This is a genomic window from Streptomyces sp. NPDC060205, from assembly GCF_042728395.1.
In the GTDB taxonomy this organism is placed as follows: Bacteria; Actinomycetota; Actinomycetes; order Streptomycetales; family Streptomycetaceae; genus Streptomyces.
The window spans coordinates 1-24,236 of record NZ_JBHWZP010000130.1 but is presented as its reverse complement, the minus strand read 5'-3'; the positions used below and the strand labels follow the sequence as shown (position 1 = coordinate 24,236).

General features: G+C 71.1%; 20 protein-coding genes. 16 read left to right on the top strand and 4 right to left on the bottom strand.

Annotated elements, in window-relative coordinates:
• Nucleotides 1–49: 49 nt before the first annotated feature.
• The 4 genes from ACFWGJ_RS22900 to ACFWGJ_RS22885 all read right to left on the bottom strand — a co-directional run bounded on the left by ACFWGJ_RS22900 (nt 50) and on the right by ACFWGJ_RS22885 (nt 5,684).
• Nucleotides 50–2,545 carry a DUF3488 and DUF4129 domain-containing transglutaminase family protein gene (locus ACFWGJ_RS22900; RefSeq protein ID WP_387327434.1) on the bottom strand — a complete coding sequence of 832 codons (2,496 nt, stop codon included), beginning with the start codon at nt 2,543–2,545 and terminating at the stop codon, nt 50–52.
• Nucleotides 2,542–3,894 (bottom strand): DUF58 domain-containing protein, encoded by a 1,353-nt coding sequence (locus tag ACFWGJ_RS22895; protein ID WP_387327431.1) that lies wholly within the window; start codon nt 3,892–3,894, stop codon nt 2,542–2,544. The genes ACFWGJ_RS22900 and ACFWGJ_RS22895 overlap by 4 nt, the downstream gene beginning before the upstream one ends.
• On the bottom strand, nt 3,894–4,931 hold the full coding sequence (locus ACFWGJ_RS22890; RefSeq protein ID WP_107017809.1) for a MoxR family ATPase: 1,038 nt from the start codon (nt 4,929–4,931) through the stop codon (nt 3,894–3,896). Before ACFWGJ_RS22890 ends, ACFWGJ_RS22895 begins: the two co-directional genes overlap by 1 nt.
• Nucleotides 4,932–5,135: 204 nt before the next feature.
• Complete coding sequence (locus ACFWGJ_RS22885) at nt 5,136–5,684, bottom strand: beta-class carbonic anhydrase (RefSeq protein WP_387327427.1); 549 nt, start codon at nt 5,682–5,684, stop codon at nt 5,136–5,138.
• Nucleotides 5,685–6,138: 454 nt separating this feature from the next.
• Between ACFWGJ_RS22885 and rsmH the strand changes: the two genes are divergently transcribed.
• The 16 genes from rsmH to ACFWGJ_RS22805 all read left to right on the top strand — a co-directional run bounded on the left by rsmH (nt 6,139) and on the right by ACFWGJ_RS22805 (nt 24,196).
• Nucleotides 6,139–7,095 (top strand): 16S rRNA (cytosine(1402)-N(4))-methyltransferase RsmH, encoded by a 957-nt coding sequence (gene rsmH, locus ACFWGJ_RS22880; protein ID WP_387327424.1) that lies wholly within the window; start codon nt 6,139–6,141, stop codon nt 7,093–7,095.
• A 97-nt stretch (nt 7,096–7,192) separates the two neighbouring features.
• The gene (locus ACFWGJ_RS22875) at nt 7,193–7,738 is read left to right on the top strand and encodes a septum formation initiator family protein (protein WP_387327421.1); all 546 of its coding nucleotides are present in this window, start codon (nt 7,193–7,195) and stop codon (nt 7,736–7,738) included.
• Between the two features lie 5 nt (nt 7,739–7,743).
• Nucleotides 7,744–9,729: a peptidoglycan D,D-transpeptidase FtsI family protein gene (locus ACFWGJ_RS22870; RefSeq protein WP_387327437.1), complete on the top strand. Its 1,986-nt coding sequence runs from the start codon at nt 7,744–7,746 to the stop codon at nt 9,727–9,729.
• Nucleotides 9,730–9,817: 88 nt separating this feature from the next.
• Entirely contained in the window at nt 9,818–11,491 is a 1,674-nt protein-coding gene (locus tag ACFWGJ_RS22865; protein WP_387327418.1) for a UDP-N-acetylmuramoyl-L-alanyl-D-glutamate--2,6-diaminopimelate ligase, read from the top strand.
• A 4-nt stretch (nt 11,492–11,495) separates the two neighbouring features.
• On the top strand, nt 11,496–12,899 hold the full coding sequence (gene murF, locus ACFWGJ_RS22860) for a UDP-N-acetylmuramoyl-tripeptide--D-alanyl-D-alanine ligase (protein WP_387327415.1): 1,404 nt from the start codon (nt 11,496–11,498) through the stop codon (nt 12,897–12,899).
• Complete coding sequence (gene mraY / locus ACFWGJ_RS22855) at nt 12,896–13,969, top strand: phospho-N-acetylmuramoyl-pentapeptide-transferase (protein WP_387327412.1); 1,074 nt, start codon at nt 12,896–12,898, stop codon at nt 13,967–13,969. The genes murF and mraY overlap by 4 nt, the downstream gene beginning before the upstream one ends.
• On the top strand, nt 13,951–15,408 hold the full coding sequence (gene murD, locus ACFWGJ_RS22850) for a UDP-N-acetylmuramoyl-L-alanine--D-glutamate ligase (protein ID WP_387327409.1): 1,458 nt from the start codon (nt 13,951–13,953) through the stop codon (nt 15,406–15,408). Before mraY ends, murD begins: the two co-directional genes overlap by 19 nt.
• A 186-nt stretch (nt 15,409–15,594) precedes the next feature.
• Entirely contained in the window at nt 15,595–16,953 is a 1,359-nt protein-coding gene (gene ftsW / locus ACFWGJ_RS22845) for a putative lipid II flippase FtsW (protein WP_387327406.1), read from the top strand.
• Between the two features lie 6 nt (nt 16,954–16,959).
• Nucleotides 16,960–18,048 (top strand): undecaprenyldiphospho-muramoylpentapeptide beta-N-acetylglucosaminyltransferase, encoded by a 1,089-nt coding sequence (gene murG / locus ACFWGJ_RS22840; RefSeq protein ID WP_387327403.1) that lies wholly within the window; start codon nt 16,960–16,962, stop codon nt 18,046–18,048.
• Nucleotides 18,049–18,071: 23 nt separating this feature from the next.
• A complete protein-coding gene (locus ACFWGJ_RS22835; protein ID WP_387327400.1) occupies nt 18,072–18,875 on the top strand; it encodes a cell division protein FtsQ/DivIB in 804 nt (267 codons plus the stop codon).
• A 274-nt stretch (nt 18,876–19,149) separates the two neighbouring features.
• Nucleotides 19,150–20,346: a cell division protein FtsZ gene (gene ftsZ / locus ACFWGJ_RS22830; protein ID WP_387327397.1), complete on the top strand. Its 1,197-nt coding sequence runs from the start codon at nt 19,150–19,152 to the stop codon at nt 20,344–20,346.
• A gap of 26 nt (nt 20,347–20,372) precedes the next feature.
• Nucleotides 20,373–21,080, top strand: a complete 708-nt coding sequence (gene pgeF, locus ACFWGJ_RS22825; protein ID WP_387327394.1) for a peptidoglycan editing factor PgeF — start codon at nt 20,373–20,375, stop codon at nt 21,078–21,080.
• 7 nt (nt 21,081–21,087) lie between these two features.
• Complete coding sequence (locus ACFWGJ_RS22820) at nt 21,088–21,822, top strand: YggS family pyridoxal phosphate-dependent enzyme (RefSeq protein ID WP_387327391.1); 735 nt, start codon at nt 21,088–21,090, stop codon at nt 21,820–21,822.
• Nucleotides 21,823–21,949: 127 nt separating this feature from the next.
• Complete coding sequence (locus tag ACFWGJ_RS22815; RefSeq protein ID WP_387327388.1) at nt 21,950–22,591, top strand: cell division protein SepF; 642 nt, start codon at nt 21,950–21,952, stop codon at nt 22,589–22,591.
• Between the two features lie 50 nt (nt 22,592–22,641).
• On the top strand, nt 22,642–22,926 hold the full coding sequence (locus tag ACFWGJ_RS22810) for a YggT family protein (protein WP_107017493.1): 285 nt from the start codon (nt 22,642–22,644) through the stop codon (nt 22,924–22,926).
• A gap of 55 nt (nt 22,927–22,981) precedes the next feature.
• The gene (locus ACFWGJ_RS22805) at nt 22,982–24,196 is read left to right on the top strand and encodes a DivIVA domain-containing protein (protein WP_387327385.1); all 1,215 of its coding nucleotides are present in this window, start codon (nt 22,982–22,984) and stop codon (nt 24,194–24,196) included.
• Nucleotides 24,197–24,236 lie beyond the last annotated feature (40 nt).

Sequence of the window (24,236 nt, the reverse complement as noted above, 5' to 3'; positions counted from 1 at the left end):
GCCCTGTTCGGGTCGGTGCCCCCTCCTCGTCGTGTCGGCCCGGCAGCAGTCAGCCTCCGCTGCCGCCCTGCTGAGACGGACGCCGGATCAGGGCCGTCCAGCGGGTCGCGACGCGGTACTTCAGCGCATGCCACCGGTCGGAGGCCGCCCACACCACCCGGACGGACGAGCGCGGTGCGAGCAGTGCGCGCAGGCGCGTGCCGCGGCTGGCGGTGGCCCGCAGGCCCTGGGTCATCCGGCGGACATCGGCGCCCAGCCCCGGTGCCGGCCGGGGGCTCGGCGCGTACAGGACCTGCTCCACCGCGTCGGCGATCCGGTGGACGGAGGCCGCGGCCTCCGTCTCCAGATGCCCGACGCGGACGATCCGCGCCGCCGCCTTGCGCGGTGTCTGCGACTCGTCGGGCGGGATACCGAAGTCCCACGCCGTGTCACTGACCTCCTGCCAGGCCTCCAGCGCGACGGCCGCGGTGCGTGCCTCGCCCCGGTCGTGCGTTTCGAACCGGACGTCGCGCACCCCGCCGCCGGCGTCCTGCCCGCCCGCCGACGTGGCGCCCCCGGTGTCCGCCGTGATCCAGCTGTGCGAACCGAGCCGCACCGCCCGGGTCCGCATCCGCCAGAGCATCGGCAGCAGCGGCAGCGTGCCCACGGCGAGCCCGCCCGCGAGCCACAGGAGCAGGGACAGCCACCACGGCGGATCGTCGTTCGTCGTGCCGAACGCCGCCTGCGGGGAGTCGCTGGTGCAGGGCTGCTCCAGCTTCTTCTCGGCCGCCGTGCACTCCTCGCTGCCCGAAGGGGCGGCGGAGGGCGCCGTGGACGAGGAACGCGACGGCGCGTCCGGGTCGGGGACGGCCGCGCCGGGCGTGTCCGTGCGCGTGTACTCGGGGACCGAGCCCCGGTTCGGAGTCGGCTCGAAACGGGTCCAGCCGATGCCCTCGAAGTACAGCTCGGGCCAGGCGTGCGCGTCCCGCAGCCCCACCGACATCGTGCCGTCCGACTTGGGCGAACCGGGCGTGAAGCCCACCGCGACCCGGGCCGGTATGCCCAGCGTGCGGGCCATGGAGGCCATCGCGAAGGAGAAGTGGACGCAGAAGCCCTCCTTGTCCCTGAGGAAACGCGCTATCGCCTGGGAGCCGCTGCCGACCTTCACCTCCGTGTCGTACGTGAAGCCGCCCTCCAGGGCGAACCAGTCCTGCAGCTTCACCGCACGCTCGTAGTCGTTGGCCGCGTCCGCCGTGATCTCCCGTGCCGTCGTGGCCACCACCGGCGGCAGCGAGTCCGGCACCTTGGTGAACTCGCGCTTGAGTACCTCCGGCGCCTCGGGCGCGTTCGCGAGCTGATCCGCGGTCGGCTGCACGATCAGGCTCTTGACCGTGTACTCCTGGCCGCGGGTCGTCTGGCCGTGGTCGCCGACGAGCGTGCGGCCCACGGGCTCGAACCGCCACTTGCCGTTGATGTCCACCTGGCTGGCCGGGTAGGGCAGCGGCAGCCAGTCCTGCGCGTACCAGTCGGCCGCCGAGATCCTCGTCTGCACCTCGGTGCGCTGGACGTCGTCACTGAGACCGGGCGGTGTCGGGAAGGAACCCGGCACGTCCTCGACATGGCGCTTGGCGGGCTTCCACGCCGTGCCGTCGAACTCGTCGAGCGAGACGATCCGCAGATAGAGGTTCTGCGTCTCCTCGGAGTTGGTGCGGTAGGACATGACCTCGCGGTCCTCGTCCACGTTCAGGCTGTCGCTGAGGGAGACCAGCGGGTTCACCGCGGAGATGGTGTTGCCCCCGCCGGAACCCGCGGCGACGCCCGTGCGAGCGGCGTCCAGCAGCCCGCCGTCGAGCGCGGGCAGGGCGAGCGGGACGACCAGTGCGACGCCGAGCGCGACGGCGCCGATGCGCCGTCCCGTCCGCACCGGCGCGGTGGGGCTGCCCGAGGGAACTCCGCCCGGTGCGCGGGGCCCGCCGCCGAAGACGCGCCCCCACTGGGAGAGCCGGTCACGTCCCTCGGCCAGCAGCAGCACCAGATAGCCGGTGGCCGCCAGCAGGAACCAGATCCATCCGGCGCCGCCGTCCGCGAGACCCGCGGCGACGGAGTACAGCGCGAGCAGCGGCAGTCCGGCGGGGGCGGCGCTGCGGAACGTGACCGCGAGCGCGTCCACCGCGAGTCCGATCACCACGACCCCGCCGACCATCATCAGACGGATGCCGTCGGAGAGCGGCGCCGGGATCGAGTACCTGCTGACGTCGTCCGCGCCCGCCTGCAGCAGCTCGCCGAAGTAACGGAAGACATCGGGGCCGGGCAGCAGCCCGGCTATGGCGTGCTCCCGGGCGAACGACAGCGTCAGCAGCATCAGGGTCACGAGCGCCTGCACCGCGATCGTCAGCGGCCGTGCGAGCGGCACCCGCCGGGCCCCCGCGCCCACCCCGGTCTGCACCGCGACCAGGAACGCCGCCTGGAGGAACCAGCTCGCCGGATCGACCAGCGGCAGCAGGGCGCAGGACGCCATCAGGGTCGCCGCCGCGGCGCACAGCGCAAGTCGCGCGCGCCCGCTCATGAGCCACCGCCTCCCGCCGTGCTGCCCGTGGACGCGACCCCGTTGCGCTGTCGGTCCGCCTCCCGCCACAGGTCGGCCAGGCTCACGCCCGGTGGGACGGCCACAGCGGTCCAGCCCGCCTCACGCAGCATCCGAAGCCGCTCCTCGCCCTGTTCGTCGGGGGTGCCCCGCACCCATGCCCCGCTGTCCAGCAGGAAGGCGATCGCCCCGCCGCTGCGCTGGCGCATCTTGGCGAGCACCGACGCCTGTTCCTCGTCCAGGTCGCCCAGGAAGGCCACCAGCAGTCCTTCGTTGCCGCCGCGCAGTACTTCGTACGCCCGCGACAGGCCCGTACCGTCGGAGTGGTCGATGACCGCGAGGGTGTCCATCATCAGCCCCGCCGCGTCCGCCGACTCCTGGCTCGCGCCGGCGAACCCGTCGGCGCCCTCGCCCGGCACCGAGGTGCCGGTGTCGGTCAACAGGCGCACGGAGAAGCCCCGTTCCAGCATGTGCACCAGCGTCGAGGCGGTGCCCGAGACGGCCCACTCGAAGGCGGAGTCGGGGCCCGCGCCGTCGAAGGCGATGCCACGGGTGTCGAGCAGCACCGTGCAGCGGGAGCGCTGCGGCTGTTCCTCGCGGCGCACCATCAGCTCGCCGTACCGTGCGGTCAGCCGCCAGTGGACCCGGCGCAGGTCGTCGCCGTAGCGGTACCCGCGCGGGATCACGTCGTCCTCGCCGGCCAGCGCGAGCGAGCGCTGCCGCCCGTCGCCGTACCCCTTCGCCTCGCCGGTCAGCCGGACCGGCGGCAGGGGCTCCACGCGCGGGACGACGGTGAGGGTGTCGTAGGTGGAGAAGGAACGGGTCAGCTCGCACATGCCGAAGGGGTCGCTGAGCCGCAGTTGCAGCGGGCCCAGCGGGTAGCGCCCGCGCAGGTCCGACCGCACGCGGTACGACACCTCGCGCCGGCCGAGCGCCTCCACCCGGTCCAGGACGAACCGGGGCCGCGGCCCCAGCACGTACGGCACCCGGTCCTGGAGCATCAGCAGTCCGGTGGGCAGCCGCGAGACGTTGTCCATCCGCAGATGGACGCGTGCCTCGGAGCCCGCCGGTACACGGGCCGGGGAGAGCCGGCGGCTGCCGGCGACCCGGTAGCGCGTGCGGTACAGCACGGCCGTGCAGACCAGCGGCAGTACGGCGAGCAGCAGTCCGACCCGCAGCAGATCGCTCTGCCCGAGGACGTACGCGCAGATGGCGGCCGCGATGCCGGCGGCCAGGAACGAACGCCCGCGCGTGGTGAGCCCGGCGAGAGCCGTGCGCATCCCGCCCCGGTCCTCCTCGGCCGACGCCGCGGGCATCCCGCCGCCCGACATCACAGCCTCCGGGGCGGCTGCTGGCCGAAGGCGGACGTGCCCCGGCCCATCGCCGGGCCGCCCGGCGCCTGGGGCGCCGCGGGCACGGCCGTGCGCTGCAGGATCTCCAGGACGACCTGCTCGGCCGTACGACGGTTCAACTGGGCCTGGGCGGTGGGCAGCAGCCGGTGTGCCAGGACCGCGACGGCGAGCGCCTGCACGTCGTCCGGCAGTGCGTAGTCCCGGCCGCTGAGAGCGGCGGACGCCTTCGCGGCGCGCAGCAGATGCAGCGTTGCGCGCGGCGAGGCGCCGAGTCTCAGGTCCGGGTGGCTGCGCGTGGCGCCGACCAGGTCGACCGCGTACCGGCGGACCGGGTCGGCGACGTGGACCGTGCGGACCGCGTCGATGAGCTTGACGATCTCGTGCGCGTGCGCCACCGGCTGCAGGTCGTCCAGCGGGGAGGCCCCGCCGTGGATGTCGAGCATCTGCAACTCGGCCTCGGCGCTCGGGTAGCCGATGGAGACCCGGGCCATGAAACGGTCCCGCTGCGCCTCCGGCAGGGGATAGGTGCCCTCCATCTCGACCGGGTTCTGCGTGGCCACCACCATGAAGGGGCTGGGCAGCTCGTAGGTGTGCCCGTCGATGGTGACCTGGCGCTCCTCCATGGACTCCAGGAGCGCCGACTGCGTCTTGGGCGACGCGCGGTTGATCTCGTCGCCGATCACGATCTGCGCGAAGATCGCCCCCGGTTTGAACTCGAACTCCCTGTTCTGCTGGTCCCAGATGGACACCCCCGTGATGTCCGAGGGCAGCAGGTCGGGCGTGAACTGAATACGTCGCACCGAGCAGTCGATGGACCGCGCCAGTGCCTTGGCCAGCATGGTCTTGCCGACGCCGGGGACATCCTCGATGAGCAGATGTCCCTCGGCGAGCAGCACGGTCAGCGAAAGCCGTACGACCTCAGGCTTGCCCTCGATCACTTCCTCCACCGAACTGCGGACTCTCTCCACAGTGGCGGTCAGATCTGTGAGGCTCGCTCGATCGTCATAGGTCGTCACCCGGCCCTCCTCGGCCCGTTCTTTCTCCGGGCCGACACGCTGTGATGCGAACCGGCCCACCCCGAACACGGACGCCACGCGTGAAAAGTTCCGCGCGACGCCACACACGCATTCTTGTTGCCGTTACCGGTTCGTGTCATCCGCCTGTGGATAACTGGCCGTGATATGTCGGGTCTTGCGCTTTATGGCCGGGTCCCACTGGCGTCAGGTGGGGTCTATCTCACGCAGGAGGCCCGTCTTCACGTCGAACACGAAACCACGTACGTCGTCGGAGTGCAGAAGGAACGGGGAGGTCCGCACCCGCTGCATGGACTGCCGGACGTCCTGTTCGACGTCGCGGAACGCCTCGACGGCCCACGCCGGGCGCTGGCCGACCTCCATCTCCAGGTCGTGGCGGAACTCCTCGGTGAGGGACTCCAGGCCGCAGCCGGTGTGATGGATGAGCACGACGCTGCGGGTGCCGAGCGCGCGCTGGCTGATGGTGAGGGAGCGGATCACGTCGTCGGTGACGACGCCTCCCGCGTTGCGGATGGTGTGGCAGTCGCCGAGTTCGAGGCCCAGCGCGGCGTGCAGGTCGAGCCGGGCGTCCATGCAGGCCACGACCGCGACGCGCAGGACCGGGCGGGCGTCCATGCCCGGATCGGTGAACGCGTCGGCGTACCGCTCGTTGGCGTCGACCAGGCGGTCCGTGACGGTGCCGGGGCGGGCCGTGGCGTCCTCGGGCTCGGTGGGAACGGATGCGGAAGTCGTCATACCTATGACGGTAAGGGGCACGCGCTGTTCGGGCCCGCTGTGAGAGGGGACAAAGAACATCAATGAACGTTGGTGTGAGGTAACCCACAAGGGTGGATCGAATGCGCCCGTTCGGGTGGAAAACGCTGGTTTTTCGCTTGATCGCGGGGGAGAGCCGCGACGCGCAGGCCGGTTCATTGACCGCGAGACACCGTGGACTAAAGTGACGCGAAGCGGGAGGCGAGCTGTCCTCCCTGCTGGACTGGTGAACCCCGGAGGCCCGGCGACATGCCGGGATCTCCCCGCGTGCGCGGCGCGTACGTACGGCTCGGCCTCCTCCCGCTCCCGGTCGGCTGACGCTCTTGGCGCCGGCAGGCCCTCCCCTCGGCGATCCGGGGGGCATCTCCCCGTGACGGCTGCGGGCGGGCGGGGACCCGGCGGTGCGTACCGGCCGCGCCGGACCTGAGAGGGCCCCTTGAGCAACAGTCGACATGTCCCGGTGATGCTCCAGCGGTGCCTGGACATGCTGGCCCCCGCACTGGAGGCACCGGGAGCCGTCGTCGTCGACTGCACCCTCGGCCTCGGCGGCCACAGTGAGGCCCTGCTCGACCGCTTCCCCGAGGCCCGCCTGATCGCCCTCGACCGCGACAAGGAGGCACTGCGCCTCTCCGGAGAGCGGCTCGCGCCCTTCGGCGACCGGGCCGAGCTGGTGCACGCGGTCTACGACGAACTCCCCGACGTGCTCGACCGCCTGGGCCTCACGAGCGTCCAGGGCGTCCTGTTCGACCTGGGCGTCTCCTCCATGCAGCTCGACGAGGCGGACCGCGGCTTCGCCTACGCCCAGGACGCGCCGCTCGACATGCGCATGGACCAGACGACCGGCATCAGCGCGGCCGAGGTCCTCAACACCTACGCGCCCGGCGAACTCGTACGGATCCTGCGGGCGTACGGCGAGGAGAAGCAGGCCAAGCGGATCGTGTCCGCGGTGGTCCGCGAGCGCGACAAGGAGCCGTTCGCCAACAGCGCGCGGCTCGTCGAGCTGATCCGCGACTCCCTGCCGCAGGCGGCCAAGCGCACCGGCGGCAACCCCGCCAAGCGCACGTTCCAGGCACTGCGCATCGAGGTCAACGGCGAACTCACCGTCCTGGAGAGGGCGATCCCCGCCGCCGTGAAGGCGCTCGCCGTCGGCGGCCGGATCGCCGTGCTGTCGTACCACTCCCTGGAGGACCGGCTGGTGAAGCAGGTCTTCGCGGCGGGCGCCGCCACCACCGCGCCGCCCGGACTGCCGGTCGTCCCCGAGCGCTACCAGCCCCGGCTCAAGCTGCTGACGCGCGGTGCCGAACTCCCCACCGAGGAAGATGTCGCGGAGAACCGCCGGGCCGCTCCCGCGCGGCTGCGCGGGGCGCAGCGCATCAGGGAGGACGCCGAGTGACGGGAAGGGTGCGTGAGCGGGACGACCGAACTCACCGGGCACAGGGGCCGGAAACCCGGACCCACCGGCCAGGAACCCGAACTCACCTGGAGGGTGAGTGAACAGGAAACCCGAACTGAGGGGGAGAGCGGCCCGGCTCGCGCGGCTCTTCCCGACCGGCTCCGGACAGGCCGCCCGTACCCCCTTCGTCCTCCTGGTCGTGCTGCTGCTCGGCGGCGGCCTGATCGGGCTGCTGGTGCTGAACTCCGCCCTCAGCGAGGGGTCGTTCCAGCTCGACGACCTCCAGAGGGACACCAAGAGCCTCACCGACGAGGAACAGGCGCTCCAGCGTGACGTGGACGCCTACTCCGCCCCCGACGCCCTCCAGCGCCGCGCCCGCGAGCTCGGCATGGTGCCCGGCGGCGACCCGGCCTTCCTGAATCCCGACGGCACCGTCCGCGGTGTCCCCAGCGCGGCCCCCGAGCAGCCGTCCGTGTACGTGCCCGTGCTCCGGCCGCCCGAGGCACTCGACCCGGAACCGGCCGGGACGTCCCCGGAGCCCGCCCCGACGGCCACCGAGCCCCCGGCACCGACCGGGGCGCCGGAGCCGGCCACGGAGACCGCCGGGCAGCCCACGCCGACCTCTACGATCCCCGGCAGGTGACGGAAGTGTCCGACAGGGAACCCCCGCGCCGCAGGGTGCCCGCGCCCGCCCGGTCCCCGAAACCCGGCGGGTCCGCGAAACCGGCCCGCCCCGCCGGACCCGGCAGCCAGCGCCGCCCCGGACCGGGCGCCCGCCCCGCCCGCCGTCCCGCGCCGCCCCGCGCCAAGGCGCCGCGCGTCATCCGGCTGGGCAGCCCCCGCCCGCGGCTGCGCCTGGTCAGCCTCGCCCTGGCCCTCGTACTGATCGCCTTCGTCGTACGGCTCCTCCAGGTGCAGGCGGTCGACGCGAGCGAGTACACCGCCAAGGCCGAGAAGAACCGGTACCTCAGCCGCACCCTGGCCGCCGCGCGCGGCGGGATCACCGACCGCAACGGCGTCGACCTGGCGATCAGCGTGGACGCCAACGACATCACCGCCGACCCCACGCTCTTCACGAAGAAGGCGACGAGGACCGACGACGCCCCCGAGCAGGCCGCGGCCCTGCTCGGCCCGATCCTCGGCAAGGACACCGACGAACTCGCCGCCAAGCTCCGGACGGAGAAGACCCGCTACGTAGTGCTCGCCCGCCGCCAGACCCCCCAGGTCTGGACGCAGATCAAGGACCTCAAGAGCACCCTCGCGGAGAAGGCCGGCGAAGGCGGTCCCGCGAACATCCTGGCGGGCGTCCTCCAGGAACCCAGCAGCAAGCGGGTCTACCCGAACGGCGACCTCGGCGCCGGGATACTGGGCTGGGTCAACGCCGACGGCAAGGGCGGCGGCGGCATCGAGCAGCAGCTCGACGGAGACCTGTCCGGCAAGGACGGCGAGATCCGCTACGCCCAGTCCGGCGGACGGCAGGTCCCGACCGCCGGGTCCACCGAGAAGCCCGCGGTCGCCGGCTCCGAGGTGGAGCTGACGATCGACCGCGACATCCAGTGGGCCGCCCAGCACGCCATCGCCGAACAGGTCGAGAAGTCCAAGGCGGACCGCGGGTACGTCATAGTGCAGGACAACAGGACCGGCGAGATCCTCGCGATGGCCAACTCGCCCGGCTTCGACCCGAACGACCTGTCCAAAGCGGACGGGGGAGCCCTGCACAACTGGGGCCTGGAGGACGCCTACGAGCCCGGCTCCACCGCCAAGGTGATGTCGATGGCCGCCGTCCTGGAGGAGGGCGCCGCCACCCCCGCCACGCACGTCACCGTGCCCAACCGGCTGCACCGCGGCGACCGGCTCTTCAAGGACGACATCGACCACCCGACCTGGTACCTCACGCTCAACGGCGTCCTCGCCAAGTCCAGCAACATCGGCACCATCCTGGCCACCGGACAGCTCGGCAAGACGCAGGAGGCGGCCAACAAGGTCCTCTACTCCTACCTGCGCAAGTTCGGCATCGGCGGCTACACCGGTCTGGACTTCCCCGGGGAGACGAAGGGCATCCTCGCCCCCGCCGACCAGTGGTCTACCTCCCAGCAGTACACGATCCCTTTCGGCCAGGGCGTGTCCGTCAACGCGATGCAGGCGGCCTCCGTCTACTCGACGATCGCCAACGGCGGCGTCCGCGTGGAACCGACCCTCGTGCGCGGCACGAAGGGAGCCGACGGACAGTTCACCCCGGCCGCTGAGGCCAAGAGGACAAGAGTCGTCAGCGAGAAGACCGCGAAGACCCTGGCGCACATGCTGGAGTCCGTCGTGGACGACGAGGAGGGCACCGGCGCCAAGGCGCGCATCCCCGGCTACCGCGTGGCCGGCAAGACCGGCACGGCCAACCGTGTGGATCCGGCCACCGGCCGCTACCGCGGCTACACCTCGTCCTTCGCGGGATTCGCGCCCGCCGACAACCCCCGCGTCACCGTGTACTGCGCCATCCAGAACGCCACCAAGGGCAGCTACTTCGGCGGCCAGATCTGCGGACCCGTCTACAAGGAGGTCCTGGAATTCGCACTGAAGACCCTCCAGGTACCGCCCACCGGGGACACGACCGACAGACTTCCCGTCACCTTCACGCCCTGACCGACGCCGGCCACGCCCCCGCCGGCACCCCTCGGCACCGCCCGGAACACCCCGTGCACCGCCCGGAACACCGACCAGGAACAAGCTCGTGACAACGATCACTCCCGACCCCGGCAACGACGGTCCGACGCCCGCCCCGCCACGCCCCTCGCTTCGCTCCGGCGGGGGTGTGCCCGGTACGCTCACCGCCGTGCCACACGCTGATCAGTCCCAAACCACCCAGAAGGGCGTCCCTGTGACATATCCGGGGCCCCCGCGACCGGTTCAGAACGCCGCCACACCCCTCGCGGAGCTCGCCGGTCAGCTGGGTGCGGACCACCCAGGAAGCGCCGCGGACGCCGGGGTCACGGGCATCACCCATGACTCCCGCGCCGTCCGGCCGGGCGACGTCTACGCCGCGCTGCCCGGCGCCCGGATGCACGGCGCCGACTTCGTGACGCAGGCCGCCGGCCTCGGAGCCGTCGCCGTGCTGACCGACCCGACGGGAGCCGACCGGGCCCGGGCCACCGGCCTGCCGGTCCTCGTCGTGGACGACCCGCGCGGTGCGATGGGCGAGCTGGCCGCCTCCATCTACGGCCACCCCGGCCGCGACCTGCTGCAGATCGGCATCACCGGCACGTCCGGCAAGACCACCACGGCGTACCTCGTCGAGGGCGGTCTCAAGGGCGTCCGCAGCACCGGGCTGATCGGCACCGTCGAGATGCGCATCGGTGACGAGCGCATCAAGTCGGAGCGCACCACCCCCGAGGCCACCGACCTCCAGGCGCTGTTCGCGGTCATGCGCGAGCGCGGCGTCGAGGCGGTTGTCATGGAGGTCTCCAGCCACGCCCTGGTCCTCGGCCGGGTCGACGGCTGCGTCTTCGACGTCGCGGTCTTCAACAACCTCAGCCCGGAACACATGGAGTTCCACTCGGGCATGGAGGACTACTTCCAGGCCAAGGCGCAGCTGTTCACCCCGGAGCGCAGCAGGCTCGGCGTGGTCAACCTCGACGACGAATACGGCCGCAGGCTCGTCAAGGAGGCCGGCGTCCCCGTGGTGACGTTCTCCGCGGAAGGGCACCCCGACGCCGACTGGCGCGCCGAGGACGTCCGGGTCGGCCCGATGGACTCGGTCTTCGTCGCGGTCGGCCCCAAGGGCGAGCGGATCACCGCCAAGTCGCCCCTCGCGGGCACCTTCAACGTGGCGAACACGCTCGCCGCGATCGTCGCCCTCGCCGCCGCCGGGATCGACCCGCAGACCGCCGCCGACGGCATCGCCGCCGTACCGGGCGTGCCGGGCCGCCTGGAGCGCGTGGACGCCGGACAGCCCTACCTCGCGGTCGTCGACTACGCGCACAAGACGGACGCCGTCGAATCCGTCCTGAAGGCCCTGCGCAAGGTCACCGAGGGCAGACTGCACATCGTCCTCGGCTGCGGCGGCGACCGGGACAGGACCAAGCGGATGCCGATGGGCGCCGCCGCGGTCCGGCTCGCCGACACCGCCACACTGACCTCGGACAACCCCCGCGGCGAGGACCCCCTCGCCATCCTCGCCACGATGCTCGCGGGCGCCGCCGAGGTGCCGGCGCACGAGCGCGGAGAGGTCCAGGTCTTCGAGGACCGGGCCGCCGCGATCGCCGCGGCCGTAGCCCGCGCACAGCCGGGCGACACCGTGCTGATCGCGGGCAAGGGCCATGAACAGGGCCAGGACATCGCCGGAGTGATCCGTCCCTTCGACGACCGCCAGGTGCTCCGCGCAGCTATCCAGAAGACCCAGGGATGAACTTGTGATCGCCCTCTCTCTCGCCGAGATCGCCTCAGTCGTCGGCGGGCAGACCCATGACATACCGGATACGTCGGTCCAGGTCACCGGACAGGTCGTCAGGGACTCCCGGGAAGCCGGGCCAGGCAGTCTCTTCGTCGCCTTCGCGGGCGAGCGCGCGGACGGCCACGACTTCGCCGCGGCCGTCGTCGAGGCGGGCGCCGTGGCCGTCCTGGCCTCCCGGCCCGTCGGGGTGCCCGCCATCGTCGTGGACGACGTCCAGCGGGCGCTGGGCGCCCTCGCGCGCCATGTCGTGGAGCGGCTCGGCGCGACGCTGGTCGCGCTCACCGGCTCCGCGGGCAAGACCAGCACCAAGGACCTGATCGCCCAGGTGCTGCGCACCAAGGCGCCGACGGTCTTCACGCCGGGCTCGCTCAACAACGAGATCGGGCTGCCGCTCACCGCGCTCAGCGCCACCGAGGAAACACGTTTCCTCGTCCTGGAGATGGGCGCCCGCGGCATCGGCCACATCCGCTACCTCGCGGATCTGACGCCCCCGAAGATCGGCCTCGTCCTCAACGTCGGCACCGCCCACATCGGCGAGTTCGGCGGCCGCGAGCAGATCGCCCAGGCCAAGGGCGAGTTGGTGGAGGGTCTCCCGGAGGACGGAACCGCCGTCCTGAACGCCGACGACCCCCTCGTACGGGCCATGGCCTCGCGTACGAAAGCACGCGTGCTCCTCTTCGGAGAGTCCGACGAAGCGGACGTACGGGCCGAGAACGTGCGGCTCACCGGGAACGGACAGCCCTCGTTCAGCCTTCACACACCCACCGGGTGCAGCGAAGTGACCATGCGCCTGTACGGTGAGCACCACGTGTCGAACGCGCTCGCCGCCGCCGCCGTCGCCCATGAGCTGGGCATGTCCGCAGACGAGATCGCCACCGCGCTCTCCGAGGCGGGCTCCCTCTCCCGTTGGCGGATGGAGGTCACCGAGCGCCCGGACGGCGTGACGGTCGTCAACGACGCCTACAACGCGAACCCCGAGTCCATGCGAGCCGCCCTGCGGGCGCTCGCGGCCATGGGCAAGGGGCGGCGGACCTGGGCGGTGCTCGGTCAGATGGCCGAGCTCGGGGACGAGGCGCTCGCCGAGCACGACGCGGTCGGACGGCTCGCCGTCCGGCTCAACGTCAGCAAGCTCGTCGCGGTCGGGGGCAGGGAAGCGTCCTGGCTGCAACTGGGCGCATATAACGAGGGTTCGTGGGGTGAGGAGTCGGTGCACGTGTCCGACGCACAGTCGGCGGTCGACCTGTTGCGCAGTCAGCTGCGCCCGGGAGACGTCGTACTCGTGAAGGCGTCCCGGTCGGTCGGTCTCGAACGGGTCGCGCAGGCGCTCGTCGAGGGCACCGAGGGTGAGGTCGCCGTCCGATGATGAATCAGATCCTGTTCGCGGGAGTCATCGGCCTCTTCCTGACTCTCGTGGGCACGCCCCTGCTGATCAAGCTGCTGGCCCGCAAGGGCTACGGCCAGTACATCCGTGACGACGGCCCGCGCGAGCACCACGCCAAGCGCGGTACGCCCACCATGGGCGGTATCGCCTTCATCCTGGCGACGGTCCTCGCGTACTTCCTCAGCAAGGTGATCAGCGGCGAGCCGCCGAGGCTCTCCGGTGTGCTGGTGCTCGGCCTGATGGTCGGCATGGGCCTGGTCGGCTTCCTCGACGACTACATCAAGATCGTCAAGCGGCGCTCGCTCGGTCTGCGGGCCAAGGCGAAGATGGCCGGACAGCTGATCGTCGGCATCTCCTTCGCGGTGCTCTCGCTGCAGTTCGCCGACAACCGCAACAACACCCCGGCCTCCACCAGGCTCTCCTTCGTGCAGGACTTCGGCTGGTCCATCGGCCCGGTGCTGTTCGTGGTCTGGGCGCTGTTCATGATCCTCGCGATGTCGAACGGCGTGAACCTGACGGACGGTCTGGACGGCCTGGCCACCGGCGCCGCGACCATGGTGTTCGGCGCCTACACCTTCATCGGTGTCTGGCAGTTCCAGGAGTCCTGCGCCAACGCGCAGACCCTGACCAACCCGGCCGCCTGTTACGAGGTACGAGATCCACTCGACCTCGCGGTCGTCGCCGCCGCCCTCATGGGCTCCTGCTTCGGCTTCCTGTGGTGGAACACCTCGCCCGCCAAGATCTTCATGGGGGACACCGGTTCCCTGGCGCTCGGCGGCGCGCTGGCCGGTCTCGCGATCTGCTCGCGCACCGAGCTGCTGGTCGCGCTGCTCGGCGGCCTCTTCGTCCTCATCACCATGTCGGTCGTCATCCAGGTCGGCTCGTTCCGCCTCACCGGCAAACGCGTCTTCCGGATGGCACCCCTGCAGCACCACTTCGAACTCAAGGGGTGGTCCGAAGTCCTTGTGGTGGTCCGCTTCTGGATCATCCAGGGCATGTGCGTCATCGTCGGACTCGGCCTCTTCTACGCGGGATGGGCAGCCAAGAAGTGACCACCGCTTCCGCCTGGCAGGGCATGAACATCACCGTCGCCGGCCTCGGCGTGAGCGGCATCAGCGCCGCCCGCGCCCTGGCCGGCCTCGGCGCGTCGGTCACGGTCGTCGACGGCGGCGACTCCCCGGCGCACCGGGAGCGGGCCGTCCCCCTCGAACAGCAGGGCATCGCGGTCCGCCTCGCGGACGCCGACACGCTGCCCGAGGGCACCGGCCTGGTGGTCACCTCGCCCGGCTGGAAGCCCGGCAGCCCCCTCTTCCTGGCCGCCGCCGAGGCGGGCGTGGACGTGGTGGGCGACGTCGAGATCGCCTGGCGCCTGCGCGGCCACGACGGCCGGAAGGCCGCCCCCTGGCTGGCCGTCACCGGCACCAACGGCAAGACCACCACGACCCGGATGCTCGCCTCGATCCTGGCCGCCGCGGGCCTGCGTACGGCCGCGGTGGGCAACATCGGCACACCGATCGTCGACGTGGTGCTGGGCACCGACGAGCAGTACGCCGACCTCGACGTGCTCGCCGTCGAACTGTCCAGCTACCAGCTGCACTGGGCGCCCTCGCTGCGCGCCCACTCCGCGGCCGTCCTGAACCTCGCACCCGACCACCTCGACTGGCACGGCTCCATGGAGGCGTACGCCGCCGACAAGGGGCGCGTCTACGAGGGCAATCAGGTGGCCTGCGTCTACAACGTGGCCGACCGGGCCACCGAGGACCTGGTGCGCGCGGCGGACGTCGAGGAGGGCTGCCGGGCCGTCGGCTTCACGCTCGGCACCCCCGGGCCCTCCCAACTGGGCGTCGTCGACGGCATCCTGGTCGACCGCGCCTTCGTCGAGGACCGGCACAAGCAGGCCCAGGAACTCGCGGAGGTCGCGGACGTCGACCCGCCGGCCCCGCACAACATCGCCAACGCCCTCGCGGCGGCGGCCCTGGCCCGCGCCTTCGGAGTGCCGCCCAAGGCCGTCAGGGACGGCCTGCGGGCCTTCCGCCCCGACGCCCACCGCATCGAGCACGTGGCCGACGTGGACGGCGTCGCCTATGTCGACGACTCCAAGGCCACCAACACGCATGCCGCACAGGCCTCGTTGGCCGCGTACGAGTCGATCGTGTGGATCGCGGGCGGGCTCGCCAAGGGCGCGACCTTCGACGAACTCGTCGTCCGGTCCGCGAAGCGGCTGCGGGGCGTCGTGCTCTTCGGCGCGGACCGGGCCCTCATCCGCGAAGCCCTCGCGCGACACGCGCCCGAAGTACCGGTGGTCGACCTCGACCGGACCGACACTGGTGCGATGCCCGCGGCGGTCCAGGAGGCGGCACGACTCGCCCGCGCCGGCGACACGGTGCTCCTGGCACCGGCCTGCGCTTCCATGGACATGTTCGCCAACTACAACCAGCGCGGTGACATGTTCGCGGAAGCGGTCCGCGAACTCGGCGCCGCGGGCGCCTGACGGCAGGCCCCTGGGCCGGCCCGGGCGCCCGGGATCCTTGGGAGCGACACGTGACGCCATCGTGGCCGGTGCACCGACGGCGGCCCTGCGCCGATGGCACGGCGCCGGGCCGGCCCGTACCCGCGAGCGGGCCCCGGAGCAGCGCAGGACCGGCGGCGCGCCCTGCCGCCCCGAGGGGAGCCCGTCGTGCCCACTAGCCGTACAGGGCGTCCTCCCGTCCAGCGGGCCCCCCGGCGGCCCGCCGTCCCCCGTCCCCCGCGCGACAACCCCGTGGGCCGCCTGTACGGCCGCGCACGCCGTGCCTGGGACCGGCCGCTGACGGCGTACTACCTGATCCTCGGCGGCAGCCTGCTGATCACCGTGCTCGGCCTGGTGATGGTGTACTCCGCCTCCCAGATCACCGCGCTCCAGCTGTCGCTGCCGGGCAGCTACTTCTTCCGCAAGCAGTTCCTCGCGGCCGTGCTCGGCGGGCTGTTGCTGCTGGCCGCCTCCCGGATGCCGTCCAAGCTGCACCGGGCGCTCGCGTACCCGATGCTGCTCGGCTCGGTCTTCCTGATGATCCTCGTCCAGGTGCCGGGGATAGGAGTCGCGGTCAACGGCAACCAGAACTGGATCTCGGTCGGCGGCCCCTTCCAGCTCCAGCCCAGCGAGTTCGGCAAGCTCGCCCTCGTCCTGTGGGGGGCCGACCTGCTCGCCCGCAAGCAGGACAAGCGGCTGCTGACCCAGTGGAAGCACATGCTGGTGCCGCTCGTACCGGTGGCCTTCATGCTGCTCGGGCTGATCATGCTCGGCGGCGACATGGGCACGGCGATCATCCTCACCGCGATCCTCTTCGGCCTGCTGTGGCTCGCGGGGGCACCGACCCGGCTCTTCGGCGGCGTCCTCGCCATCGCGCTGACCCTCGGCGTGATCCTCATCAGGACCAGCCCCAACCGCATGGCCCGCCTCGCCTGCCTCGGCGCCACCGAACCGGGTCCGGGCGACTCCTGCTGGCAGGCCGTGCACGGCATCTACGCCCTCGCCTCCGGGGGCCTGTTCGGCTCGGGCCTGGGGGCGAGTGTGGAGAAATGGGGTCAACTCCCCGAGGCCCACACCGACTTCATCTTCGCCATCACAGGTGAGGAACTCGGTCTGGCGGGCACTCTGTCGGTACTCGCACTCTTCGCGGCTCTAGGCTATGCGGGTATCCGCGTGGCCGGACGCACGGAGGACCCCTTCGTGAGGTACGCCGCGGGTGGCGTGACCACCTGGATCACGGCCCAGGCCGTGATCAACATCGGTGCGGTGCTCGGTCTGCTGCCGATCGCCGGAGTCCCGCTCCCGCTGTTCTCCTACGGGGGTTCCGCCCTGTTGCCGACCATGTTCGCCATCGGGCTCCTGATCGCCTTCGCGCGTGAGGATCCCGCTGCGCGGACGGCACTCGCGATGCGGCAACCCCGCTTTGGCAGAAAGCGGGCTGCGGTGAGAGGCTCCGCTGTCCGGGGGCCTCGGAAGTGGAACACGATGCGACGGCGTGCCTCGGCGCGTTCGTCCGGAGAGCGGTGAATTTCGGTGCATGTCGTACTCGCCGGTGGGGGGACCGCCGGCCACATCGAGCCCGCGCTCGCCCTCGCGGACGCCCTGCGCAGGCAGGACCCGACCGTGGGAATCACGGCCCTGGGCACGGAGCGCGGACTTGAGACCAGGCTCGTACCGGAACGGGGCTACGAACTCGGGCTGATCCCCGCGGTACCGCTGCCGCGCAAGCCCACCCCCGAGCTGATCACCGTCCCCGGACGGCTGCGCGGCACGATCAAGGCGGCCGAGCAGATCCTGGAACGCACCAAGGCGGACGCGGTCGTCGGCTTCGGCGGCTACGTCGCGCTGCCCGGCTATCTCGCGGCCAAGCGCCTCGGCGTCCCGATCGTCGTCCACGAGGCCAACGCCCGGCCGGGACTCGCCAACAAGATCGGTTCGCGGTACGCCGCCCAGGTCGCCGTCTCCACGCCCGACAGCAAGCTGCGGGGCGCCCGCTACATCGGCATCCCGCTGCGCCGCTCCATCGCCACGCTCGACCGGGCCGCCGTGCGCCCCGAGGCCCGCGCCGCGTTCGGGCTCGACCCCTCCCTGCCGACGCTGCTGGTCTCCGGCGGCTCGCAGGGCGCCCGCCGCCTCAACCAGGTGATCGAGCAGACCGCCCCGTACCTCCAGCAGGCCGGGATCCAGATCCTGCACGCGGTCGGCCCGAAGAACGAACTGCCGCAGGTCCACCAGATGCCGGGGATGCCCCCGTACATCCCGGTACCGTACGTGGACCGGATGGACCTCGCGTACGCCGCGGCCGACATGATGCTCTGCCGCGCGGGTGCGATGACCGTCGCCGAGCTCTCCGCCGTCGGGCTCCCCGCCGTCTACGTCCCGCTGCCCATCGGCAACGGCGAACAGCGGCTGAACGCCCAGCCGGTGGTCAAGGCCGGCGGCGGACTGCTGGTCGACGACGCGGAACTGACGCCGCATTGGATCCAGGGCAACGTCCTGCCCGTGCTCGCCGATCCGCACCGGCTGTTCGAGATGTCCCGCGCGGCCTCCGAGTTCGGCCGCAGGGACGCCGACGACCTGCTCGTCGGGATGGTGTACGAGGCGATCGCGTCACGCCGCTAGCGCGTGGCAGAAGGCAGGGGAGCGTGGCCGGACCGACCACCGCGGAACGCGGCGAACGGCAGGACCGACAGGATCCGGACTCCGGCCCGCCCCGGTCGCCCCTTCTCGCGAGGCTGAAGAGGCCGCCGAAGCCTCGTACGCTCATTGTTGTGATGGTCTGTCTGGCCCTGCTCGCCGGAGGCGGGGTCTGGATCCTCTACGGCTCCCAGTGGACGCGGGTGGAGCGGGTATCGGCCACCGGTACGCGGGTCCTGACGGCCGGACAGGTCGTCGAGGCCGCCGACGTCCCGGTCGGATCGCCGCTGATTTCAGTCGACACCGATGAGATCGAGGCACGACTGCTTCGGAAATTGCCCCGAATTGACTCGGTTGACGTCGTCCGTTCCTGGCCCCATGGAATCGGGCTGAAAGTAACTGAGCGTAGGCCGGTCCTGATTGTCGAAAAGGGCGGAAAGTTCGTCGAAGTGGACGCCAAGGGTGTGCGATATGCCACGGTCGCGCGCGCCCCGCAGGGTGTACCCGCACTGGAATTGACGGCGTCCCACTCGGCGGGTCTGCGCCGCTTCGGCACCGACCGGCTGGTGCGCGAGGCGGTGCTCGTGGCCAGTTCCCTTCCGGCCGCGGTCGCCCGCGCCACCCAGGTCGTCAAGGTCCGTTCGTACGACTCCGTCACGCTGGAGTTGAGCGGCGACCGCACCGTCGACTGGGGCAGTGGTGAGAAGGGCCGCGCGAAGGCGCATACGCTCATTGCTCTCATGAAAGCCGCTCCCGGGGCGGGACACTTCGACGTAAGTGTTCCCACCGCCCCTGCGTCATCGGGGAGTTGACGCACATCTGCGCAGGCCAGCACCCTGGTTGGGCAGCGACATGGCTGATCACATAGGGTGAAAAGAAAAACGGGAGGTTCGGCGTGTTCGTTGAACGTGCGCCACTTGTCGACTTAGTGTCCTGTTCGGAAGAGTCCAGGGAACAGGCACACTGGTAACCCTAAACTTCAGCGTTAGGGTTCGGGTCGGCGTTCGGACCGTCCCATTCGGCATCAGTCGTCGGATCGCGACCGTGCGAGGCGACGACACGTAATCGAGGCGAGAGGCCTTCGACGTGGCAGCACCGCAGAACTACCTCGCAGTCATCAAAGTCATCGGTGTCGGCGGCGGTGGTGTCAATGCCATCAACCGGATGATCGAGGTCGGTCTCAAGGGTGTCGAGTTCATCGCCATCAACACGGACGCCCAGGCGCTGTTGATGAGCGACGCCGACGTCAAGCTCGACGTCGGCCGCGAACTCACCCGCGGACTCGGCGCCGGAGCCAACCCGGCCGTCGGCCGCAAGGCCGCGGAGGATCACCGCGAGGAGATCGAGGAGGTCCTCAAGGGGGCCGACATGGTCTTCGTGACGGCCGGCGAGGGCGGCGGCACCGGCACCGGCGGCGCGCCGGTGGTGGCCAACATCGCCCGCTCGCTCGGGGCACTCACCATCGGCGTGGTCACCCGCCCCTTCACCTTCGAGGGCAGGCGCCGCGCCAACCAGGCCGAGGACGGCATCGCGGAACTCCGCGAAGAAGTCGACACCCTCATCGTCATCCCGAACGACCGGCTGCTGTCCATCTCGGACCGCCAGGTCTCCGTCCTCGACGCGTTCAAGTCGGCGGACCAGGTCCTGCTCTCCGGTGTCCAGGGCATCACCGACCTCATCACCACACCCGGTCTGATCAACCTCGACTTCGCCGACGTCAAGTCCGTGATGTCCGAGGCCGGTTCGGCCCTCATGGGAATCGGCTCGGCCCGCGGCGACGACCGCGCGGTGGCGGCTGCCGAGATGGCGATCTCCTCGCCGCTCCTGGAGGCCTCCATCGACGGCGCCCGGGGCGTACTGCTCTCCATCTCCGGCGGCTCCGACCTCGGCCTGTTCGAGATCAACGAGGCCGCCCAGCTGGTGAGCGAGGCCGCGCACCCCGAGGCCAACATCATCTTCGGCGCCGTCATCGACGACGCCCTCGGCGACGAGGTACGGGTCACCGTCATCGCGGCCGGCTTCGACGGCGGCCAGCCCCCGTCCAAGCGGGACACCGTGCTCGGCTCGTCCTCCGCCAAGCGCGACGAGCCCGCGCCGGCACGGCCGGCCGACAGCCGGCCGTCCTTCGGTTCGCTCGGCAGCGTCACGCCCAAGGAGGCGCCGGAGCCCGCTCCGGAGCCGGCGAGCAACGAACTGCCGCCCGTCTCCCCGCCGGTCCCGCCGTCGCGGACGTACTCCGACAGCGCGGCGGAGGAGCTGGACGTGCCGGACTTCCTCAAGTGATAGGACGGCGCTCCTCGACGAGCACCGTGAGCGGCGCGCACTTCGCCTTCACCGACCGGTGGGGCGGGGTGAGCGCCGTTCCGTACGAAGAGCTCAATCTCGGCGGGGCGGTCGGCGACGACTCCGAAGCCGTACGCACCAATCGTGAACTGGCGGCCAAGTCGCTCGGCCTCAACCCGGCGCGGGTCGTCTGGATGAACCAGGTCCACGGACCCGACGTGGCCGTGGTCGACGAGCCCTGGGGCGAGCGCCCGGTGCCGGAGGTCGACGCCGTCGTCACCGCCCGTCGCGGTCTCGCGCTGGCCGTGCTCACCGCTGACTGCACCCCGGTACTGCTCGCGGACCCCGTCGCCGGGGTCGTGGCCGCCGCCCACGCGGGACGGCCGGGCATGGTCGCCGGGGTCGTACCCGCGGCGGTCGCCGCCATGGTGGAACTCGGCGCCGAACCGGCCCGGATCGTCGCCCGCACCGGCCCCGCCGTCTGCGGCCGGTGCTACGAGGTGCCGGACGCGATGCGGGCCGAGGTCGCGGCCGTCGAGCCCGCGGCGCACGCCGAGACCTCGTGGGGCACTCCGGCGGTCGACGTGAGCGCGGGCGTGCACGCGCAGCTGGAGCGGCTCGGGGTGCGCGACCGGGAGCAGTCGCCGGTCTGCACGATCGAGTCGGACGACCATTTCTCGTATCGTCGGGACGGCATCACCGGCCGGCTCGCGGGCTATGTGTGGCTGGACTGATCGGGCGATGACGGACCGCAGGAGCGAACTCGCCGGGAATCTGGCGGCCGTGGAGGAGCGGATCGCCGCCGCCTGCGCGGCGGCCGGACGCAAGCGTGAAGAGGTGACCCTGATCGTGGTCACCAAGACCTACCCCGCCGAGGATGTGCGGATCCTGTCGGAACTCGGTGTGCGGCACGTCGCCGAGAACCGCGACCAGGACGCGGCGCCCAAGGCCGCGGCCTGTTCCGATCTGCCCCTGTCCTGGCACTTCGTGGGCCAGTTGCAGACCAACAAAGTGCGGTCCGTGGTCGGTTACGCCGATGTCGTGCAGTCGGTCGACCGGGCCCGGCTCGTCACCGCCCTGTCCAAGGAAGCGGTACGGACCGAGCGCGAGGTGGGCTGCCTCATCCAGGTTGCGCTCGACGCGGAGCAGTCCGCGACGGGAAAGGGTGGACTTGGGGAGCGCGGTGGTGTAGGGGCCGAAGGCGTCGAGGAGTTGGGCGAACTCGTCGCCCGGACGCCCGGACTGAGGCTCGACGGACTGATGACCGTCGCTCCGCTCACCGGCCCGTACGCGGGGCGTGAACAGGCGGCGTTCGAGCGCCTGATGGATTTGTCGACTGACCTGCGCCGCGCCCATCCGGCTGCGAACATGGTCTCGGCAGGGATGAGTGCGGACCTCGAACACGCGGTGACGGCCGGAGCGACACATGTACGCGTCGGCACCGCGGTACTCGGCGTCCGCCCCAGGCTCGGGTAACGTCGCCAAGAAGTCGGACCACAGCAGAAAATATGGTCATTACCGCCGCTGGCGGGCAGACGACCTCGTGGATCGCGGGCACTTGGCAACAGTCAGCCGATCCACCACAGAGCGGAGGACTCAGAGCATGGCCGGCGCGATGCGCAAGATGGCGGTCTACCTCGGCCTCGTGGAGGACGATGGGTACGACGGCAGGGGCTTCGACCCCGATGACGACTTCGAGCCCGAGCTTGACCCGGAGCCCGAGCGGGACCGCCGACGGCATGAGCCGTCGCATCAGTCGCACCAGCCACATCAGTCCCAAAGGGACGAACCGGTACGAGTGGTGCATCCACCGGTGCAGCGTGAGCCCGTGTCCCATTCCGCTTCGCTGGGCGCGGAATCCGGCCGCCCGGCCCGCATCGCCCCCGTGGCGTCCATCACACAAGAACGTCAAAGCCTGGAGAAGAACGCACCGGTGATCATGCCCAAGGTCGTGTCGGAACGAGAGCCGTACAGGATCACCACGCTGCACCCCCGGACCTACAACGAGGCCCGTACCATCGGGGAACACTTCCGTGAGGGCACCCCGGTGATCATGAATCTGACCGAGATGGACGACACGGACGCGAAGCGACTTGTCGACTTTGCGGCCGGTTTGGTCTTCGGTCTCCACGGGAGCATCGAGCGGGTGACGCAGAAGGTGTTCCTGCTGTCTCCTGCTAACGTCGATGTCACGGCGGAGGACAAGGCTCGCATCGCAGAGGGCGGGTTCTTCAACCAGAGCTGAGACGCAGGACCGGAGCAGCAGGGAAACAGGGGAGAGGGACGCACGGAATCATGAGCGTGGTCGGGCAGGTTCTCTACGTCGTGCTGATGTGTTTCCTCATCGTGCTGATCTTCCGGTTGGTCATGGACTACGTGTTCCAGTTCGCCCGCTCATGGCAACCCGGCAAGGCGATGGTGGTCGTTCTAGAGGCGACCTACACTGTCACTGATCCACCGCTCAAGCTTCTGCGGCGGTTCATTCCGCCGCTACGTCTCGGGGGCGTGGCGCTCGACCTGTCCTTCTTCGTACTGATGATCATCGTCTACATCCTGATCTCCGTTGTGAGCCGGCTGTGAACGATACGGTCTTGCCGAACGCCGACGATGCCGACGACTACGTTGAGGTGAAGAGATGCCGTTGACCCCCGAGGACGTGCGGAACAAGCAGTTCACGACCGTCCGCCTCCGAGAAGGCTATGACGAGGACGAGGTCGATGCCTTCCTCGACGAGGTCGAAGCCGAACTGACCCGCCTGCTCCGCGAGAACGAAGACCTGCGCGCCAAGCTGGCCGCCGCCACACGCGCCGCCGCGCAGAACCAGCAACAGGGCATGCGCAAGCCTCCCGAACAGCAGGATCCCCAGCAACAGCAGGGTCCGCCGCAGGGCATGCGCGGCGGTCCGGGCGCTCCTGTGCCCGCCGGCATATCGGGTCCGCCGCAGCAGCAGATGGGTGGCCCCATGGGCGGCCCGCCGCAGCTGCCGAGCGGTGCCCCGCAGCTTCCCGCGGGCCCCAGCGCCCAGGGCGGCCAGCAGGGTCCCGGCCAGATGGGTCAGGGCCCCATGGGCCAGGGTCCGATGGGCCAGGGAATGGGTCAGGGTCCGATGGGCCAGGGCATGGGACAGGGCCCCGGCCCCATGCAGGGACAGATGCAGCAGCAGATGCCCCAGCAGATGGGCGGCCCGATGGGCGGTCCCATGGGTGGTCCGATGGGCGGGCACGGCCCGCAGATGGGACAGCCCGGTCAGGGCCCCGGTGGCGACAGCGCCGCCCGTGTGCTCTCGCTGGCCCAGCAGACCGCCGACCAGGCGATCGCCGAGGCCCGCTCCGAGGCCAACAAGATCGTCGGCGAGGCCCGCAGCCGCGCCGAGGGTCTGGAGCGCGACGCCCGTGCCAAGGCCGACGCCCTGGAGCGGGACGCGCAGGAGAAGCACCGCGTCGCGATGGGCTCCCTGGAGTCCGCCCGCGCCACGCTGGAGCGCAAGGTCGAGGACCTGCGAGGCTTCGAGCGCGAGTACCGTACGCGTCTGAAGTCCTACCTGGAGTCGCAGCTGCGCCAGCTGGAGACCCAGGCCGACGACTCGCTGGCTCCGCCGCGTACGCCGGCGACCGCCTCGCTTCCGTCGTCGCCGAGCCCGTCCATGGCTCCGGCCGGGGCGAGCGCGCCGTCCTACGGTGGGAACCCGATGGGCGGCCCCGGTCCCGGTGCGCCGTCCTACGGCGGCCAGCAGCAGATGTCGCCGGCCATGACGCAGCCGATGGCGCCGGTTCGGCCGCAGGGGCCTTCGCCCATGCAGCAGGCGCCGTCGCCGATGCGTGGCTTTCTGATCGACGAGGACGACAACTGACGGCCTCCCGTACGCCGTAGGCGTCGGCAGCGTTCAGGGC

Excerpts from the sequence above, each read along its gene's own strand:
- ACFWGJ_RS22900 (WP_387327434.1), bottom strand. The coding sequence starts at position 2,545 with ATGAGCGGGCGCGCGCGACTTGCGCTGTGCGCCGCGGCGGCGACCCTG.
- ACFWGJ_RS22895 (WP_387327431.1), bottom strand. The coding sequence starts at position 3,894 with ATGTCGGGCGGCGGGATGCCCGCGGCGTCGGCCGAGGAGGACCGGGGC.
- ACFWGJ_RS22885 (WP_387327427.1), bottom strand. The coding sequence starts at position 5,684 with ATGACGACTTCCGCATCCGTTCCCACCGAGCCCGAGGACGCCACGGCC.
- mraY (WP_387327412.1), top strand. The coding sequence starts at position 12,896 with ATGATGAATCAGATCCTGTTCGCGGGAGTCATCGGCCTCTTCCTGACT.
- murD (WP_387327409.1), top strand. The coding sequence starts at position 13,951 with ATGGGCAGCCAAGAAGTGACCACCGCTTCCGCCTGGCAGGGCATGAAC.
- ACFWGJ_RS22820 (WP_387327391.1), top strand. The coding sequence starts at position 21,088 with ATGACGGACCGCAGGAGCGAACTCGCCGGGAATCTGGCGGCCGTGGAG.
- ACFWGJ_RS22815 (WP_387327388.1), top strand. The coding sequence starts at position 21,950 with ATGGCCGGCGCGATGCGCAAGATGGCGGTCTACCTCGGCCTCGTGGAG.
- ACFWGJ_RS22810 (WP_107017493.1), top strand. The coding sequence starts at position 22,642 with ATGAGCGTGGTCGGGCAGGTTCTCTACGTCGTGCTGATGTGTTTCCTC.
- ACFWGJ_RS22805 (WP_387327385.1), top strand. The coding sequence starts at position 22,982 with ATGCCGTTGACCCCCGAGGACGTGCGGAACAAGCAGTTCACGACCGTC.